The 15143-nt window shown below is 71.3% G+C and carries 12 protein-coding genes; 7 read left to right on the top strand and 5 right to left on the bottom strand.

What is annotated here, in order from left to right; translation table 11 throughout:
• The first annotated feature begins 10 nt into the window (after positions 1–10).
• From ODJ79_RS17125 to ODJ79_RS17110, 4 genes are all read left to right on the top strand, one after another.
• Positions 11–730, top strand: a complete 720-nt coding sequence (locus tag ODJ79_RS17125; protein WP_263024463.1) for a class I SAM-dependent methyltransferase — start codon at positions 11–13, stop codon at positions 728–730.
• A 60-nt stretch (positions 731–790) separates the two neighbouring features.
• Positions 791–1210, top strand: coding sequence for a PPOX class F420-dependent oxidoreductase (locus ODJ79_RS17120; protein WP_263024462.1), 420 nt, complete (start codon positions 791–793; stop codon positions 1208–1210).
• A 127-nt stretch (positions 1211–1337) separates the two neighbouring features.
• Positions 1338–4094 (top strand): putative bifunctional diguanylate cyclase/phosphodiesterase, encoded by a 2757-nt coding sequence (locus ODJ79_RS17115; RefSeq protein ID WP_263024461.1) that lies wholly within the window; start codon positions 1338–1340, stop codon positions 4092–4094.
• The gene (locus ODJ79_RS17110) at positions 4091–5275 is read left to right on the top strand and encodes a type III PLP-dependent enzyme (protein WP_263024460.1); all 1185 of its coding nucleotides are present in this window, start codon (positions 4091–4093) and stop codon (positions 5273–5275) included. Before ODJ79_RS17115 ends, ODJ79_RS17110 begins: the two co-directional genes overlap by 4 nt.
• Before the next feature lie 245 nt (positions 5276–5520).
• Here the strand turns inward: ODJ79_RS17110 and ODJ79_RS17105 are convergent, their stop codons facing one another.
• Together ODJ79_RS17105 and ODJ79_RS17100 are read right to left on the bottom strand one after the other, a co-directional pair.
• On the bottom strand, positions 5521–6153 hold the full coding sequence (locus tag ODJ79_RS17105) for a DUF2461 domain-containing protein (protein ID WP_263024459.1): 633 nt from the start codon (positions 6151–6153) through the stop codon (positions 5521–5523).
• 60 nt (positions 6154–6213) lie between these two features.
• Positions 6214–7716: a S8 family serine peptidase gene (locus ODJ79_RS17100; RefSeq protein ID WP_263024458.1), complete on the bottom strand. Its 1503-nt coding sequence runs from the start codon at positions 7714–7716 to the stop codon at positions 6214–6216.
• Positions 7717–7854: 138 nt separating this feature from the next.
• Here ODJ79_RS17100 and ODJ79_RS17095 point away from each other — a divergent pair, with 138 nt between their 5' ends.
• Both ODJ79_RS17095 and ODJ79_RS17090 read left to right on the top strand, forming a co-directional pair.
• A complete protein-coding gene (locus tag ODJ79_RS17095; protein WP_263024457.1) occupies positions 7855–9381 on the top strand; it encodes a sensor domain-containing diguanylate cyclase in 1527 nt (508 codons plus the stop codon).
• Positions 9382–9416: 35 nt separating this feature from the next.
• Positions 9417–9791 carry a CU044_2847 family protein gene (locus ODJ79_RS17090; protein ID WP_263024456.1) on the top strand — a complete coding sequence of 125 codons (375 nt, stop codon included), beginning with the start codon at positions 9417–9419 and terminating at the stop codon, positions 9789–9791.
• Here the strand turns inward: ODJ79_RS17090 and ODJ79_RS17085 are convergent.
• Together ODJ79_RS17085 and ODJ79_RS17080 are read right to left on the bottom strand one after the other, a co-directional pair.
• Positions 9769–10815 carry a LacI family DNA-binding transcriptional regulator gene (locus tag ODJ79_RS17085; protein WP_263024455.1) on the bottom strand — a complete coding sequence of 349 codons (1047 nt, stop codon included), beginning with the start codon at positions 10813–10815 and terminating at the stop codon, positions 9769–9771. The two genes, ODJ79_RS17090 and ODJ79_RS17085, sit on opposite strands and share 23 nt — an antisense overlap.
• A gap of 92 nt (positions 10816–10907) precedes the next feature.
• A complete protein-coding gene (locus ODJ79_RS17080; RefSeq protein WP_263024454.1) occupies positions 10908–12674 on the bottom strand; it encodes a discoidin domain-containing protein in 1767 nt (588 codons plus the stop codon).
• Positions 12675–12990: 316 nt separating this feature from the next.
• Here ODJ79_RS17080 and ODJ79_RS17075 point away from each other — a divergent pair, with 316 nt between their 5' ends.
• Positions 12991–13950, top strand: a complete 960-nt coding sequence (locus ODJ79_RS17075; protein ID WP_263024453.1) for a hypothetical protein — start codon at positions 12991–12993, stop codon at positions 13948–13950.
• On the opposite strand, the gene dinB is transcribed toward ODJ79_RS17075, so the two are convergent.
• The gene (dinB, locus tag ODJ79_RS17070; protein ID WP_263024452.1) at positions 13947–15131 is read right to left on the bottom strand and encodes a DNA polymerase IV; all 1185 of its coding nucleotides are present in this window, start codon (positions 15129–15131) and stop codon (positions 13947–13949) included. The two genes, ODJ79_RS17075 and dinB, sit on opposite strands and share 4 nt — an antisense overlap.
• Positions 15132–15143 lie beyond the last annotated feature (12 nt).

The raw sequence follows: 15143 nt of genomic DNA, 5'->3' as shown, positions 1-15143 counted from the left end.
ACAGGGCGGCGTGTTCTCGGCTCAAGGTCCGACGTTCGGCGAGCTCTGCGTTCAGGCCCTCTCCTCGGTCGAGCGCGGCTACGACCTGCTGGCGCCCAAGTTCGACCACACCCCGTTCCGCACCCCGCGCGGCATCCTCGACGCGACGGCCGAGGCGCTCGCCGGGCTCGGGCCGTTCACGGACGGGCTCGACGTCTGCTGCGGGACCGGCGCGGGGATGCACACGCTCCGGCCGGTGTGCGACGGGCGGATCACCGGGGTCGACTTCAGCGCCGGGATGCTTGCGCGGGCGCAGGATGCCCATCCGGATGCGACGTGGGTACGGGCCGACGCGCGGGCCCTGCCGTTCGTCGAGGGGTTCGACCTGGCGGTCAGCTTCGGGGCGTTCGGGCATTTCCTGCCCCGCGAGCGGCCGGCCGTCCTCGCGGGGATCCACCGCGCGCTGCGGCCGGGCGGGCTGTTCGCCCTCGCGGTCGGGGCGCCGGCGCCGCTGACGTCGCCCGCGTACTGGGTCGAGGTCGGGTTCGATCTGGTCATGCGGGTGCGCAACGCGGTGTGGCGCCCACCGTTCGTCATGTATTACCGGACCACTCCGCTGCGGGCGCTCCGCGACGACCTCGCGGCGGCCGGCTTCGAGGTGCGGGTCGAGCCGCTGAGCACGCTGGGCGCGGGCCGCGACGGCACCCCGCGCTGCGGCCTGGTGCTGGCCCGCAAGGCGGGCGCCCGGTAAGCCGACAAATCGGGCGTCAGCCGATTGGGGGGCCGAAACGCGGCTGGGTAGGTTCGGGGCATGCCTGAAGAGCATCTCTGGAATGTCATCACGGCCGGGAACCTGGGGACCGTGGCGACGATCAAGAAGGACGGGCGGCCGCAGCTGTCGGACGTCAGCTATCACGCGGCCGGGCGGCTCGTTCGCTTCTCCACCCGCACGGCCCTGGCGAAGGTGCACAACCTGCGCCGCGACCCCCGGGTGAGCATGAAGGTCACCGCCCCGGCCGGGTACGGCTACGCGGTCGTGGAGGGCACCGCCGACCTCAGCCCGGTCGCCGGGGCACGGGACGACGCGACGGTCGAGGAGCTGATCGAGATCTACCGGTCGATCCGCGGCGCGGAGCACCCCGATTGGGACGACTTCCGGCGGGCCATGGTCGCCGACGGCCGGCTCGTCGTCCGGATCCGGGTCGAGCGCGTCTACGGCTGGCTGGGCTGACCTCGCACCCGTTTTGCACCCGACGGCACAGACTCCGCTCAGGGAAACCCTCAAGGCCGCCGCTGTGAGCCCGATCTCCGGTAGGTCCAGCCCATCCCGGGGCTGACCGCACGGAGCCGGAGAGTTGATGGCAGGCAGGGTCGCACGGAGCCGCTGGGCGCGGCTGTGCCTCGTGGTGGCTGCCGTCTTCGCCGCATACGCTGCGGTGCTCAGCAGCGGGCTCGGCGGCCCGCGTGCCGCCCAGACGATCTCCAACTTCGGCCAGTGCTTCGCCTCGATCGCCGCGGCCGTCGCCTGCCTGCTGCGCGGCCGCCGGTTCGCCGGGCGGCAGCGCTGGGGTTGGGCGTTCATCGGGCTGGGCGTGCTCAGCTGGGGGCTCGGCCAGTGCGCCTGGGTCTACCTCGAGATGTTCCGCGGCCAGGAGACGCCGTTCCCGTCGGTCGCCGACATCGGCTACCTCGGCATGGTGCTGTTCACGCCGATCGGCCTGCTGGTCCTGCCGAACAGCGCGCAGGCACTCGTCAACCGGATGCGCAGCGCGCTGGACGGGCTGATGATCGCCGCGTCGCTGATGCTGATCGCCTGGGTTCTCGTGCTCTCGCCGCTGCTGCACTCCGGGCAGGGCTCGGCGACCGCGCTCTACGTGAGCCTCGCCTATCCGCTCGGCGACGTGGTCATCGTGACCATCGTGATCTACATGCTCGCCCAGCAGCGGCGCGACGGTCACACCTTCGGCCACCTCGCGCTGGTCGGCGGCGGCATCGTCGGGTTCGCCGTCTCCGACATCTGCTACGCGTACCAGAACCTGGTCGGCTCGTACTTTTCCGGTGGGATCATCGACATCGGCTGGTTCGCCGGCTTCTCGCTGATCCTGCTGGCCGCCACCAAACCGGTCTCCGTCCGCGACCACGAGTCCGGGCCGGCCGAGGGCAGCCGGCCGATCGGCGTGCTGCTCCCCTACGTGGCCGTGCTCGCCGCGCTGGTGACCAACGTCTTCTGGTACGCCGACACCGGCTACAGCAACCTGTTCATCGCGTACACCCGATCGGCTTTGATCTTGCTGATCGTCGCGCGCCAGCTGCTCACGCTGCGCGAGAACCGGCACCTCACGCGCACCCTCGAGGCACGCGTCGCCGACCGCACCGCCGAGCTGTTCGCCAGCGAGCAGCGCTTCCACGCGCTCGTCCAGCACAGCTCGGACGTGGTCACCGTGGTCTCCCCCGAGGCCGACGTGCTCTACCAGAGCGAGTCGCTGCAGCGCGTCTTCGGCTACCCGGCGCACGTGCTCACCGGTAGCCGGCTCACCAAGCTGCTCGACGCCGAGTCGGGCGTCCGCCTGGCCCAGGCACTGCGCCAGGTCGCCGGCCGGCCGTACGCGACGACCGTGCTCGAGCTGTCCGTGCAGCACCAGGACGGGCGGATCCGCCAGGCCGAGATGACCATCACGAACCTGCTCACCGACCCCAGCGTGGCCGGGCTGGTGCTGAACACCCGCGACATCAGCGAGCGCAAGGAGCTGCAGGACCAGCTCGTGCACGAGGCGTACCACGACGCGCTCACCCAGCTCGCCAACCGGGCGCTGTTCCGCGAGCGGGTCGCCGAGGCGCTGCGCAAGCGCGGCCCGGGCGACGACGTCACCGTGCTCTTCCTGGACCTCGACGGGTTCAAGGAGGTCAACGACAGCCTCGGCCACCTGGCCGGCGACCAGCTGCTCGTGCAGGTCGCCGACCGGCTGCGACTCTCGGTACGCGAGGGCGACGTGGTGGCCCGCTTCGGCGGCGACGAGTTCGCCGTGCTGATCGAGGCGGCCCAGGCGCAGTTCTCGCCGGACGGCATCGCCGGCGACGCCGAGCAGGTGGCCCGCCGGATCGTCGAGGTGCTCGAGCAGCCGTTCAGCAGCAGCACCCGGGACATCCACGTGCAGGCCAGCATCGGCCTCGCGTCGGCGAGCAGGCTGGGCGAGCCCGAGGGCGACGGCGCCGAGCAGCTGATGCGCAACGCCGACCTGGCCATGTACAAGGCGAAGTCGGCCGGCGGCGGCCACTTCGCCGCGTACCACCCGGACATGCTGGCCGGGCTCGTCGCCCGGCTCGAGCTGGAGGCGGACCTGCGGGTCGCCCTCGAACGTGGCCAGCTGCACCTGCACTACCAGCCCACGGTCGACCTGGCGACCAGCGAGGTGATCGGCTTCGAGGCGCTCGCCCGCTGGCAGCACCCCCAGCGCGGGATGATCCCGCCGGCCGAGTTCATCCCGATCGCCGAGGCGACCGGCCTGATCGTCCCGCTGGGCCGGTGGGTACTGCGCGAGGCGTGCCGGCAGGCCGTCGAGTGGTCCCGCGAGTCGGAGCGGCCGGTGAAGATGTCGGTCAACGTCTCGGTTCGCCAGTTCGACCGGGCCGACCTCGTCGAGGTGGTCGCCGGGATCCTCGCCGAGACCGGCATGCCGGCCGACCAGCTCTGCCTCGAGATGACCGAGAGCGTGCTGATGACCGACACCGACGACAACCTCGAGCAGTTGCTGCGACTCAAGGCCCTCGGCGTGACGCTGGCGATCGACGACTTCGGCACCGGCTACTCGTCGCTGGCCTACCTGCGCCGGTTCCCGGTGGACACCCTGAAGATCGACCGCTCATTCGTGGAGCGGCTCGGCGCGCTCACCGACGACACCGCGCTCGCCGACACGATCGTCCAGCTCGGCAAGAGCCTCGGCATGGCGACCGTGGCCGAAGGCATCGAGGAGTTCGGCCAACTGACCGCGCTGCGCGAGATGGGCTGCCACTTCGCGCAGGGCTACTACTTCTCCCGCCCGGTCCCCGCCGAGGAGGCGGGCCGCCTGTTCCTCGACGCCATCGACGCCGCACGCCTCACCGAAGGAGCTTCATGAGCACGGGCACCATCGCATCCAGCACGGCGTGGCCGGACTCCCTCACGCCGGACCTGCTGCGGCTGGTGGACATGCCGACGCCGTACCTGGTCACCGACCTGGACACGGTCGCCGCCCGGTACCGCGCCTTCACGGCGGCGATGCCGTGGGCCACCGCGTTCTACGCGATGAAGTGCAACCCGGCGCCGGAGATCCTGCGGACCCTCGCGGCGGAGGGCTCGAGCTTCGAGGTCGCCTCGCTCGGCGAGCTGCGGGCGCTGCAGGCGCTCGGCGTCGACCCGGCGACCGTGCTCTACAGCAACCCGATCAAGCCGCCGGCCCACATCGCGAAGGCGGCCGGTACGGGTCTGTGGCGGTTCGCCTTCGACTCACCCGGCGAGCTTGCCAAGATCTCCATGCGGGCGCCCGGTGCGGCCGTCTACGTGCGCCTGCTGGTGGACGACAGCACCAGCGTGTTCCCGCTCGCCGGCAAATTCGGCGCCGACGTCGAGGACGCGTACGACCTGATGCTGCTGGCCCGCCGGCTCGGGCTGCGGCCGTACGGGGTTGCCTTCCACGTGGGCTCGCAGTGCGAGAGCACCGGGGCGTGGCGCTCGGCGGTCCGCACCGCGGGCGAGCTGATGGCGCGGCTGCGGCCGGAGGGCATCGAGCTGGAGATGCTCAACCTCGGCGGCGGGTTCCCGGCCCGCTACCTGGCGGCCGAGCCGTCGATCGAACAGATCGGCGAGGTGATCGGGAGCGAGCTCGACGTGCTGCCGTACCGGCCGGGGCTGATCGCGGCCGGGACCGGGCGGCACCTCGTGGCCGAGTCGTCGGTGCTCGCGGCGACGGTCATCGGACGCGAGACGCGCGGCGCCGAGAACTGGCTGTACCTCGAGGTCGGCGCCCACCACGGCCTGGCCGAATCGGGGCAGGCGCCGGGCGGCTGGGACTACCCGACGCTGACCTCGCTCGAGGACCACGCCGAGGTTCCCCGGCTGCCGTTCATCCTTTCCGGTCCGACGTGCGACAGCTCCGACACCTTCGCGTACGGGGTCGAGCTGCCCGCGACGGTGACGGTCGGGGACGTGCTCTACTTCGGGTCGGCCGGTGCCTACACCCTCCCGTACGCGACGTCGTTCAACGGGTTCCCGCCGCCCACGCCGATCTTCGTCGGCACCGTTCCGCCGGCTCGCCATTAATCCTGGCACGAGGACCTCGCGCGGCATCGTCCATTCCTCCGCTGCTGTGCGCGGCCTGCCGGGCCGATGACCCGCTAAAGGCGGCGTGCACCGGCCCTCCACACCAGGCGGACGCGCTCGGCCAGATCGCCGGCGGTCCACCCGTCGGCGTGGTGGCCCAGCGCCGCTCGCTCGGCGCCGGGCTCTCGGTGGCCGGGCTGGTCCTGGTGCCGGCCGTGGCCCTCTTCGCCCTGGCCGCGCGCCGGTCAGAGCCGGTGCGGGCCGACGTGGTCATCGAACCACTCGCGTAGCGGGCGGCTCGTCCGCAGGAACTCGACGAGCCGGGTCTGCGCCTTCGCGGTGCCGAGCCAGGCCGCGGGCTCCCACTCCTGCCAGGTGGTGAGTCCCTTGTGGCGCAGGAGGTCGACCCGCGGATGATCCTTCGGATAGCCCCGGGGTGCGGTCTTCAGACTGCCGTGCCCGTGTACGCCGATGCCGGCCCGCTCGATCGTGGCGATCAGGTCGGTGAGCTGTTTGCCGGTGCGGTCCGCGGCGACCGCCTTGCGGTAGCGGTCCAGCTGGTCGGACTCCATCTGGTACATGCCGCAGCCGGCCGCCAGCCCGTCCGCCGACAGCTGGAGATAGCCGCCGGCCTCGAGCCAGGCGCCCAGGTGCGTCTTGTAGGGCGACTTGTCATTGCTGAACCGCACGTCACGGTACGGCCGGAAGATCTTCCCCGGCCCGAACTCGGGCTCCAGCGCCGCGAGCAGCTCCCGCATCGGCTCGCGCACCTGCTCCTCGTAGAAGCTCTGATGCGCGGTCCAGTACGTCTTCGAGTTGTCGGCGGCGAGCCCCTCGTAGAACTCGAGCGCTTCGCTCTGCCAGCCACGGAAAGTCACTCCGCCACCGTAACGCCAGCGGCGGCGGACGCTCCGTTGCGCCCGCCGCCGCTTCTACCCTCATCCCCAGGTCGAGGTGGCCCAGTCCACGCCCGCGGTGTACCGGGCGCCGCTCCAGTCGGTGGTCGACCAGCGCGCGCTCGACCAGCGCCGGATGCTCCAGCTCGGGTCGGACCAGGTCGGCGTGCCGCCCCACGGGCCGCCGGCCCAGGCGGCCGCGCCCCACGTCTTCGAGGCCCACGACGCGCCGGTCCAACCGGTGCCCGCGATCGTCGAGCCCATCCAGGTCCCGCGGACCCAGGAGCGTTTCTGAGCCGCGAAGGCCGCCCAGTTCGCGCTGCGGAACGGGCCCCAGACGCTGTTCTCGCCGCTGAGCGGGATGTTGTTGCTGAGCACCCGGCTGTCGCCGCGAGCGTCGTCGAGCTTGCCGTTGCCGGTCGAGGCCCGGAACTTCTGGGTGCTGCTCGGGTCCGCGATCAGGCCCAGCGCCTTGCCGACGTTGAGCTCGGTGGTCCTGCTCCCGGTCAGGCTCGTGCCTCGCTTGAGCAGGTTCTTCACCTGGTCCGGGGTGAGCCACGGCCGGGCCTGCAGCAGCAGAGCAACCGCGGCCGAGGTGATCGCGGTGGCCTGCGAGGTGCCGCTCCCACGGAAGAGAGTGTCGCCGACGCGGGCCGCCGGGTAGTCGACGTCGATGCTCGATCCTGGGTCACGCAGCGAGATGATCGACTCGCCGGGCGCGAGCACGTCGACCGGCCGGGCGGCCGAGCCGCTGCTGCTGAACTCGGCGACCTCATCGTCGGCCGTGCTCACCGTGCCGTTGGTGTCGGCGGCGCCGACCGAGAGAACGAACGGGTCGGTGGCCGGGTCGTCCAGCGTCCCGGCCGCGGCGCCGTCGTTGCCGGCCGCCGCGACGACCACGATCCCGGCCTTCCACGCCTGTTCGACCGCGAACTGCAGCGGGTCGGTCGTGGAGGACGGGTTGCCGCCGGAGCCGTACGAGAGGTTGATGACCCGGATCGGGTTGGCGGGGTCGGCGTCCTTGTTGGCGACGACCCAGTCGATCGCGGCGATCACCTGGGAGACGTCGACCGCACCGTTCGCCGTGCCCAGCTTGACCGAGGTCAGCTTGGCCCCGGGCGCGAGGCCCTTGCTGCCGCTCGCCGTGTCGTTGCCGACGATGATGCCGGCCATGTGGGTGCCGTGCCCGTACGAGTCGAGGTAGCGCAGGCCGTCCGCCTGCGACTCGAAGGACAGGTCGGGCCCGTTGACGATCTGCTTGGCCGGCAGCCCGCTCACCGGCACCACGCCGGTGTCCAGCAGCGCCACGCCGACGCCCGCTCCGGTCAGCAAGGACGCGACGCCGGTGTCCGCCCCGATGATCGACCGGACGTCCTTGAGCGAGGTGGGCCCCGTCGTGCCGGTCGCCGAGTTCTGCCAGCCGCCCGGCCGGTTGCTGCCGGAAGCCGCGGCCGGCGCCGCGGTCACGACCGTCCCGACCCCTGCCAGGCTCAGCGGCAGCACCGCCGCTATCGCTGCCCTCATCATCGTTCTGGTCAGCACCACGCCGCATCCCTCCGTAGCTTCTCGGTTGCGATCGCGTTGACCGTCGGCTGCGTCCCGCCGCACTTGAGCCGAATCGATGTGATCAAGCTCACTCGGCATCGGCCCGCAACTCGTCGCCTTCCGGCCGATAGCTCGGGGGTGACCGCTCTCGCCCAGGCTGACCTCGCGACCGACGTCGACGAGCTGGAGAACCATGCCGGCTACGACGTCGAGGCCATCCTGGCCCGGGCGACGGCGGTCGCGGAGGCGGCGGAGCGAGCCGGCGAGGTGGTGCTCGCCCATCGGGCCCGCCTGGTGCAGGCCGACATGCGCCAGCGGGCCGGCGACGTGGACGCCGCGGCCACCGTCTTTCTCGCCGTCCACGACTGGGCCGGACGGCACGGCTGCCGGCCGCTTCTCGCCCGCACCCACTACCACCTGGCGCTGACCCATCACTACCTGGGCGACCAGGCCGCGAGCCTGGAGCACATGCTGTCCGCCGTCGAGCTGCTGGACGACGATGCCTTGCCCGGCCTCCGCATCCTGTGCCTGCTGCGGCTGTCCAACGCGCTTGCCGAGACGGGGTCCCCGGACGCGGCGCGGCAGCGCAACCTCCAGGCCGAACGGATCGCCGTGGAGCACGGCGACGAGGCGCGGCGGATGATTGTGCTCAACAACCTGGCCTACCAGGAGTTTGAACTCGGCGACATCGAGGTCGCCTGGGCCGTGGTCGAGCGGATGCACGAATCGGCCGCGGCGCTCGGCCGGGACTTCCTGATCGCCGAGCGGGACACCATCGCGAACGTGCAGATCGCCCTGGGCCGGTACGCCGACGCGGAGCGAACCCTTCGCGACGTGTACGACGGGCCGCCCTGGTTCGAGGTGCACGACGCGGCCTACGCGGCGCTCACCCTGGCGCGGGCGCAACGGCATCTCGGCGCGCTCGACCGGGCCCGCGACAGCCTCGACCGATGCCGCCGGCTCTGCGACGAGAACGAGCTGGCCGCCGTACGCGTGCTGGTGCTGGCCGAGCAGGCGGAGCTGTTCGCGGCGACCGGCGACTTCCAGGACGCCTTCGAGCACTACAAACAGTTCCATATCGCGAGCGAGGAGCAGCGCAACTCGCAGCAGGAGGCCCGGGCCCGCACCCGGCAGGCGATGCTGGAGACGGCCGAGGCCCGCCGCGACGCCGAGCGCTACCGCGAGCAGGCCCGCCGCGACCCGCTCACCGGCCTTTACAACCGGCGCTACGTCAACGAGCGGCTGCCGCAGGCGATCGCCGAGGCGGAGGCGGCCGGCCGCCGGCTCACCGTGGCGCTGCTCGACCTCGACCACTTCAAGCGGATCAACGACACCGTGTCGCACGACGCCGGGGACAAGGTGCTGGTCGCGGTGGCCAGGCTGCTCGCGACCGCGCCGGAATGCTGGGTGGCCCGCCTGGGTGGCGAGGAGTTCCTCATGGTGCTGCCGGCCGTCGGAGCCGCCGCCCGGCTCGAGGCGATCCGGCAACGGATCAAGGCGCACGCCTGGTCATCGATCACCGGCGAGCTGCCGGTCACGGTCAGCATCGGGGCGGCGAGCACCGTGCCCGGCGACGGCAGCGATCAGAGCGACCTGCTGGCCGAGGCGGATCGGCGGCTGTATCAGGCCAAGAACGCCGGCCGCGATCGCGTGGTCTACGCCTGACATCGCGCCGTATCGGCGGCGTGACCATCCGTGGCTTGTACGCTGACGCCAAGTCGGACGGGGTGGTGGTCATGACGTCACAGGTCGTCACGTACGCGGTGGACGATGTCGCGGTCTCGTTCGAGATCGAGCCGGTCGACGGGTTCACCCCCGCCACCTCCGCCGACGAGGTGATCGGCCGAGTGCGCGTCGCGATGGAGCCGGCCGTGGCGGCCGCCCGCGCGGTGCTCGACCAGGTGAAGGAGATGGCACCGGACCGGGTCGAGGTGAAGTTCGGCGTCAAGGTCACCGGCACGATGACCTGGCTGGTCGCGAAGGCGGCGACCGAGGGCAACTTCGAGGTGACCCTGGCCTGGGACCCGACGGGCGCGGCAGCCGGCCCGTCGGTCAGGCCGATTCCCGAACGATGAGGGTCGGCTGGAAGGTCACCGAGCGCGGCAACCGCCCCGGACTGGCGATGTGAGCCAGCAGCACCTCGGCCATCTCCGCCGCCATCTCCTCGACCGGCTGGCGAACCGTGGTCAGCAACGGCCGGCAGTCCAGCGCCGCGGTGCTGTCGTCGAACCCCACCACCGCGATGTCGTCCGGCACCCGGCGCCCGAGATCCTGCACCGCCCGCAACGCGCCCTCGGCCATCAGGTCGTTGGCGACGAACAGGCCGTCGATGTCGGGATGGTCCCCAAGCAGCGAGCGGGCCGCCGACTCCCCGCCCGAGCGGGTGAAGTCGCCCTCGACCGACGGCACCGAGGCGAACCCGCGGGCGGCCAGGTAGTCGCGGTAGCCGGACAGGCGGTCGAGCCCCGACGGAATGTCCAGCGGACCGCTGATGGTCGCCAGCCGGCGGCAGCCGCGGGCCAGCAGGTGATCGGCCGCGAGCCGGGCGCCCAGCCGCTGGTCGACGTCGACGAAGCTGACCGCGATCGGGGAGGTCGGGCGGGCCGAGACCACGGCCGGAATGCCCAGGTCGTGCACCTGCCGGGGCAACGTGTCCTGTTCGTGGCTGCTGATCAGCAGCACCCCGTCGACGTGCCCCTGCCGCAGATAGCGGATCACCTGATGATGGTCGGTCGAGTCGGTAGGGATGACGACCAGGTGGATGTCGTGCGGGCGTAGGGCGCTGGTCGCGCCGGCGGTGATGCGGCCGAAGTAGGGGTCGGTGAAGATGCGGTTCAGGAACGAGTTGTTGTCGGGGCGGTCCGGCTCGCTGATGACCAGGGCCACCGAGTTCGACCGGCGGGTGACCAGGCTGCGCGCGGCGACGTTCGGGACGTAGCCGGTCTCGGCGATCGCCCGCTGGACCATTTCGCGGATCTTCGCGTCCACGCTGGGGGCGCCGTTGATCACGCGGGACACGGTGGCCCGGGAGACGCCGGCCGCCTCGGCCACCTGGTCCATCGTCGGGTGCTGACCACCGCGCGCGGTCCGGGAATTCATGCGGTCTGTTATAGCACCGGGCCGGGAGCCGCGGAGAGCGCTCTCATGGGGTGCGGCGGGGGTGCCGCCGCCGGCGGCGGCACCCTTGCCTCTCACTGGTAGACGCGAACGTAGTCGACCAGCATCTGCGACGGGAACGGCGTGGTGGCGTCGACCGCGCCCGGCCAGTCACCGCCGACCGCCAGGTTGAGAATGATGTAGAACGGGTGGTCGTAGATCCACGCGCCCCTGGTGTTCTCCACGGTGTCCTTGTTCGCGTTGAAGACCAGCGTGCCATCCAGGAAGAACCGGATGCCCTTGCTGTCCCATTCGGCAGCATAAGTGTGGAAATCAGCGGACAGATCGGCGTTCCCGGCGGCCTTGTACGACTGGCCGTACCCGCCGCCGCCGTTGTACATCGGCGCGTGCAGCGTCGAGTAGCAGGTGAACGTGTCCTTGCCGAGGATCTCCATGATGTCGACCTCGCCGTTGTACGGCCACGGCCGCCCGGTGAGGAAGTCGGCGCCCATCATCCAGAACGCCGGCCAGAAACCCTGGCCCTTCGGCACCTTGATGCGGGCCTCGACCCGGCCGTACTGGAAGGTGAACTTGCCGCCCGTGTTCATCCGGTGTGACGTGTAGTCGCGGCCGCCCACGGTCTCCTTACGGGCGGTCATCACCAGATGTCCCTGTCCGTCCATCGCGGCGTTGTTGCCGTTGGTGTAGTACTCCTGCTCGCCGTTCTGTCCCGTACCCGGGTCGATCGTCCACTTCGAGGTGTCCACGCCGGATCCGGACCCGCCGTTGAACTCGTCGTCGAAGACCAGCCGGGTGGCCGGGAACGTCGGGTCGGCCGGCTTGGCCGGCGGAGCCTGCGGGTTGCCGCCGGTTCCGTAGACGCTGAACTCCCACAGCGAGTAGCCGTACGGCCCGCCCCGAGCCGTGCCGTACATCCGCACGTAGCGCCCCGATCCGGTGGCGTTGATGACATCCTTGAGGCCGTCACCGGTGGTGGTCGAGTAGATCGTCGTCCAGTTCGCCGCGTCGCCGGAGACCTGGATCTGGTACGCCTTGCCGTAGGCCGGATCCCATTGCAGGACGACCTGGCTGACCTGGGCGGTGGCGCCGAGGTCGACGTAGATCCAGCCCGGGTCGACCCAGCCGGTCGTCGGGTTGGTGGCCCAGCGGCTCGCCGGGTCGTTGTCGAAGGCCTTGTCCGCGGTGCACGGCTGGCACTGCGCGTCGTTCTGCTCCGTGGAGGCCCTCGCCGGCTTGTTGTAGGAGAGCAGTTTCGCCCCGCCGGACGAGGTGGGCGGGGTCGTGGGCGGGGTCGTGGGCGGGGTGGTGGTCGTGCCGCCTGAGTAGACCTGGAACTCCCAGAAGGAGTACCCGTAGTTCGAAAGCGCCCGAGTGGTCAGGTTGATCCGGACGTACCGGGCGTTACCGCTCGCCGTGATGCTCTGCTGGCCACCGGTTCCGGTAGTCGTCGCGTACGCCTGAGAGTAGTTGGCGCCGTCGGTCGAGAACTGAATGGTGAAGGCGGTCGCATACGCGGCCTCCCAGTTGATCGCGATCCGGCTCACCGACGTGGTGGCGCCGAGGTCGACCTGCCACCACTGCGCGGCCGACCACGAGCTGGCCCACCGGGTGCCGTTGTTGCCGTCCACCGCCTCCGACGGCAGGTAGGCGCCGGCCACCTCGGTCGACGACGCGGTGGCCGTCTTGCCCTGCGAGACGATCACCTCGGCCGCTTCCGCCGTGGGGGAATTGGCGATCAGGAAGGTCGCCAACAGGCCGGCCAATCCGGCGGTGAAGGCGAGGAATCGAGCAGGTGACGGCCGTCTGCGGCGCGTCGCGAGCCCGTCCAGGGGGGATGTCATGGACGACTCCTATGGGGAATGACCATTGGGGATGAGCGGCGTCCCGTCGGGGAACGGGCTGTGAAAGCGCTCTTATGACGACACTCTGAACTGCCCTGATTGCGGCTGTCAATGCCTGGTAGCAGCGCGGGAAGCGCTTTCTGCGACTCGGTGCAGCTCAGCGTTTGGTTCCGGAACTTCCCGAGAACGTACGGTGGGGCACGAGTCCCCGATGAGCCCCGCGAGCTGAGCGGGGAGTCCGGGCCGTAGCGCGACCGCCGGGCTGAAGTGGGTGGCACAGCCCCCGGCCGTGGCGGGTGGGGCTTAGTCTCGGGCGGTGACCGTTCTGGAGTGGCTGCTCGAGTCGGACCCGGCCATTCGGTGGCAGGTGCTGCGCGATCTCGCGGGCGCGACCGACGAGGTGGTGGCGACCGAGCGCGCGCGGGTCGCCGGCGAGGGCTGGGGCGCCCGGCTCCTCGACCGGCAGGATCCGGACGGCCAGTGGGACGGCGGCTCGCTCTTCCCGGCGGGCAGCAGTGGCCCCGGCCCCGACGGCCAGCCCTGGACCGCCACCGAACCGACCCTGATGCTGCTTTACCTGTTCGGGGCCGATCCGGCCGACGAACGCGTCCGGGCTGCCGTGGCACGGGCCGCCGAGGGCAGCCGGTGGGACTACAACGGCGAGCCGCTCTTTTACGGCGAGGGCGAGCCGTGCATCAACGGCCGCACCGTGAGCTTGGGTGTCTATTTCGGACATGACGTGCGCGGGATCGTCGAGCGTCTCCTGACCGGGCAGCTGGCGGACGGCGGGTGGAACTGCGAGGCCGAGTTCGGCTCGACCCGCTCGTCGTTCGACTCGACGATCAACGTCCTGGAGGGGCTGCTGGCGTACGAGCGAGCGAACGGCAACCCGGCCGAGGTGACGAAGGCGCGGCGGCGCGGCGAGGAGTACCTGCTCGAACGGAACCTCTTCCGGCGCCGGAGCACCGGTGCGCCCGCCCGCGACGACTACCTGCGGCTCTCGTTCCCGCCGCGCTGGCACTACGACGTGCTGCGCGGGCTGGAGCATTTCCGCGCGGCCGGCGACCCGCCCGACCCGCGGGTGACCGAGGCCGTCGAGGTGGTCCGCTCGAAGCGGCAGCCCGACGGCGCCTGGCCGCTGGAGAACACGCACCGCGGCAAGGTGCACTTCGCGCTGGAGGACGGCGACGGCCGGCCCAGCCGGTGGAACACGCTGCGCGCCCTGCGGGTCCTCACCTGGCACGACGCCAACGGCCGGAGCCGGGTCGGCGCCTAATCGGGCAGGATCGGGACGGACGGGTTGAGGTCGCGGCCGAGGGTCGCGGCCCGGGTCAGCAGCTTGGCGCCGAACCGGTCGCGAACCGCGTCCATCGCCACATCCAGGCTGTCGTCGGCCAGCTCGTCGAAGAGCGACGGCTGCACGTTGCCGTCGCTGTCCAGGTTGCTGACCGCGACGCCGACCAGCGTCAGTCCGCGAGTCTCGATCAGCGGGCGGGCCTCCTCCAGCAGGGCGCGCGCCGTCTCGAGGATGGCCCGGGTCTGCATGGTGGCCTTGAGCATGCTGCGGGAGCGGGTGGCCCGCCCGAAGTCGTCGAAGCGCAGCCGCAGGGTCACCGTCCGGCCCGCCCGGCGGGCACCACGCATGCGGCGGGTCACCCGGTCGACCAGGGCGGCGAGGGTGGCATCGATCTCGGCGAACGGGCGGGGTCGCCGCCCGAGGGCGCACTGCGAGCCGATCGAGCCGCGGCGGTGGCCGACCCGTACCCGTCTGGGGTCGCGGTTGTGCGCGAGCGCGTGCAGATGCCGGCCGTGGTGCGCGCCGAGCAGGGCGACCAGCGCCGCCTCGCCGACCCGGGCCACATGGCCGACCGTGGTGATCTGGTGTTTGCGGAGCTTGCCCGAGGTGACCGGCCCGACGCCCCAGAGCCGCTCGATCGGCAGCGGGTGCAGGAACTCCAGCTCCTTGCCAGGCGGCACCTCGAGCAGGCCGTCCGGCTTGCCGACGCCGCTGGCGACCTTCGCCAGGAACTTCGTGCCGGCGATACCGACCGTGATCGGCAGACCGACCTTCTCCCGGACGTCGGAGCGCAGGCGGGCCGCGATCTCCCGGGCCGGCCCCCGAATCTTGTACAGCCCCGACACGTCCAGAAACGCCTCGTCGATCGAGATCCCCTCGACGACCGGGGTGGTATCCCGGAAGATCTCGAAGACCGCCTTGCTGGCCGCGGCATACGCCTGCATGCGCGGCGGCACCACGACCGCGCGCGGGCACAGCGCCCGAGCCTGGGTCAGCCCCATCGGCGTGCTGACCCCACACGCCTTGGCCTCATAGCTGGCGGCGAGCACAACGCCCATGCCGACCAGCACCGGACGCCCACGCAGCGCAGGATCGTCACGCTGCTCGACGGACGCATAGAACGCGTCCAGATCGGCGTGCAGGATGGCCACGCCGAGCATCTTAGAACATAT

Origin of the sequence: Actinoplanes sp. KI2 (assembly GCF_025630775.1) — a bacterium.
Taxonomy (GTDB): Bacteria; Actinomycetota; Actinomycetes; order Mycobacteriales; family Micromonosporaceae; genus Actinoplanes.
The sequence above is the reverse complement of the archived record's forward strand: the minus strand, read 5'-3'. Positions and strand labels throughout refer to the sequence as shown.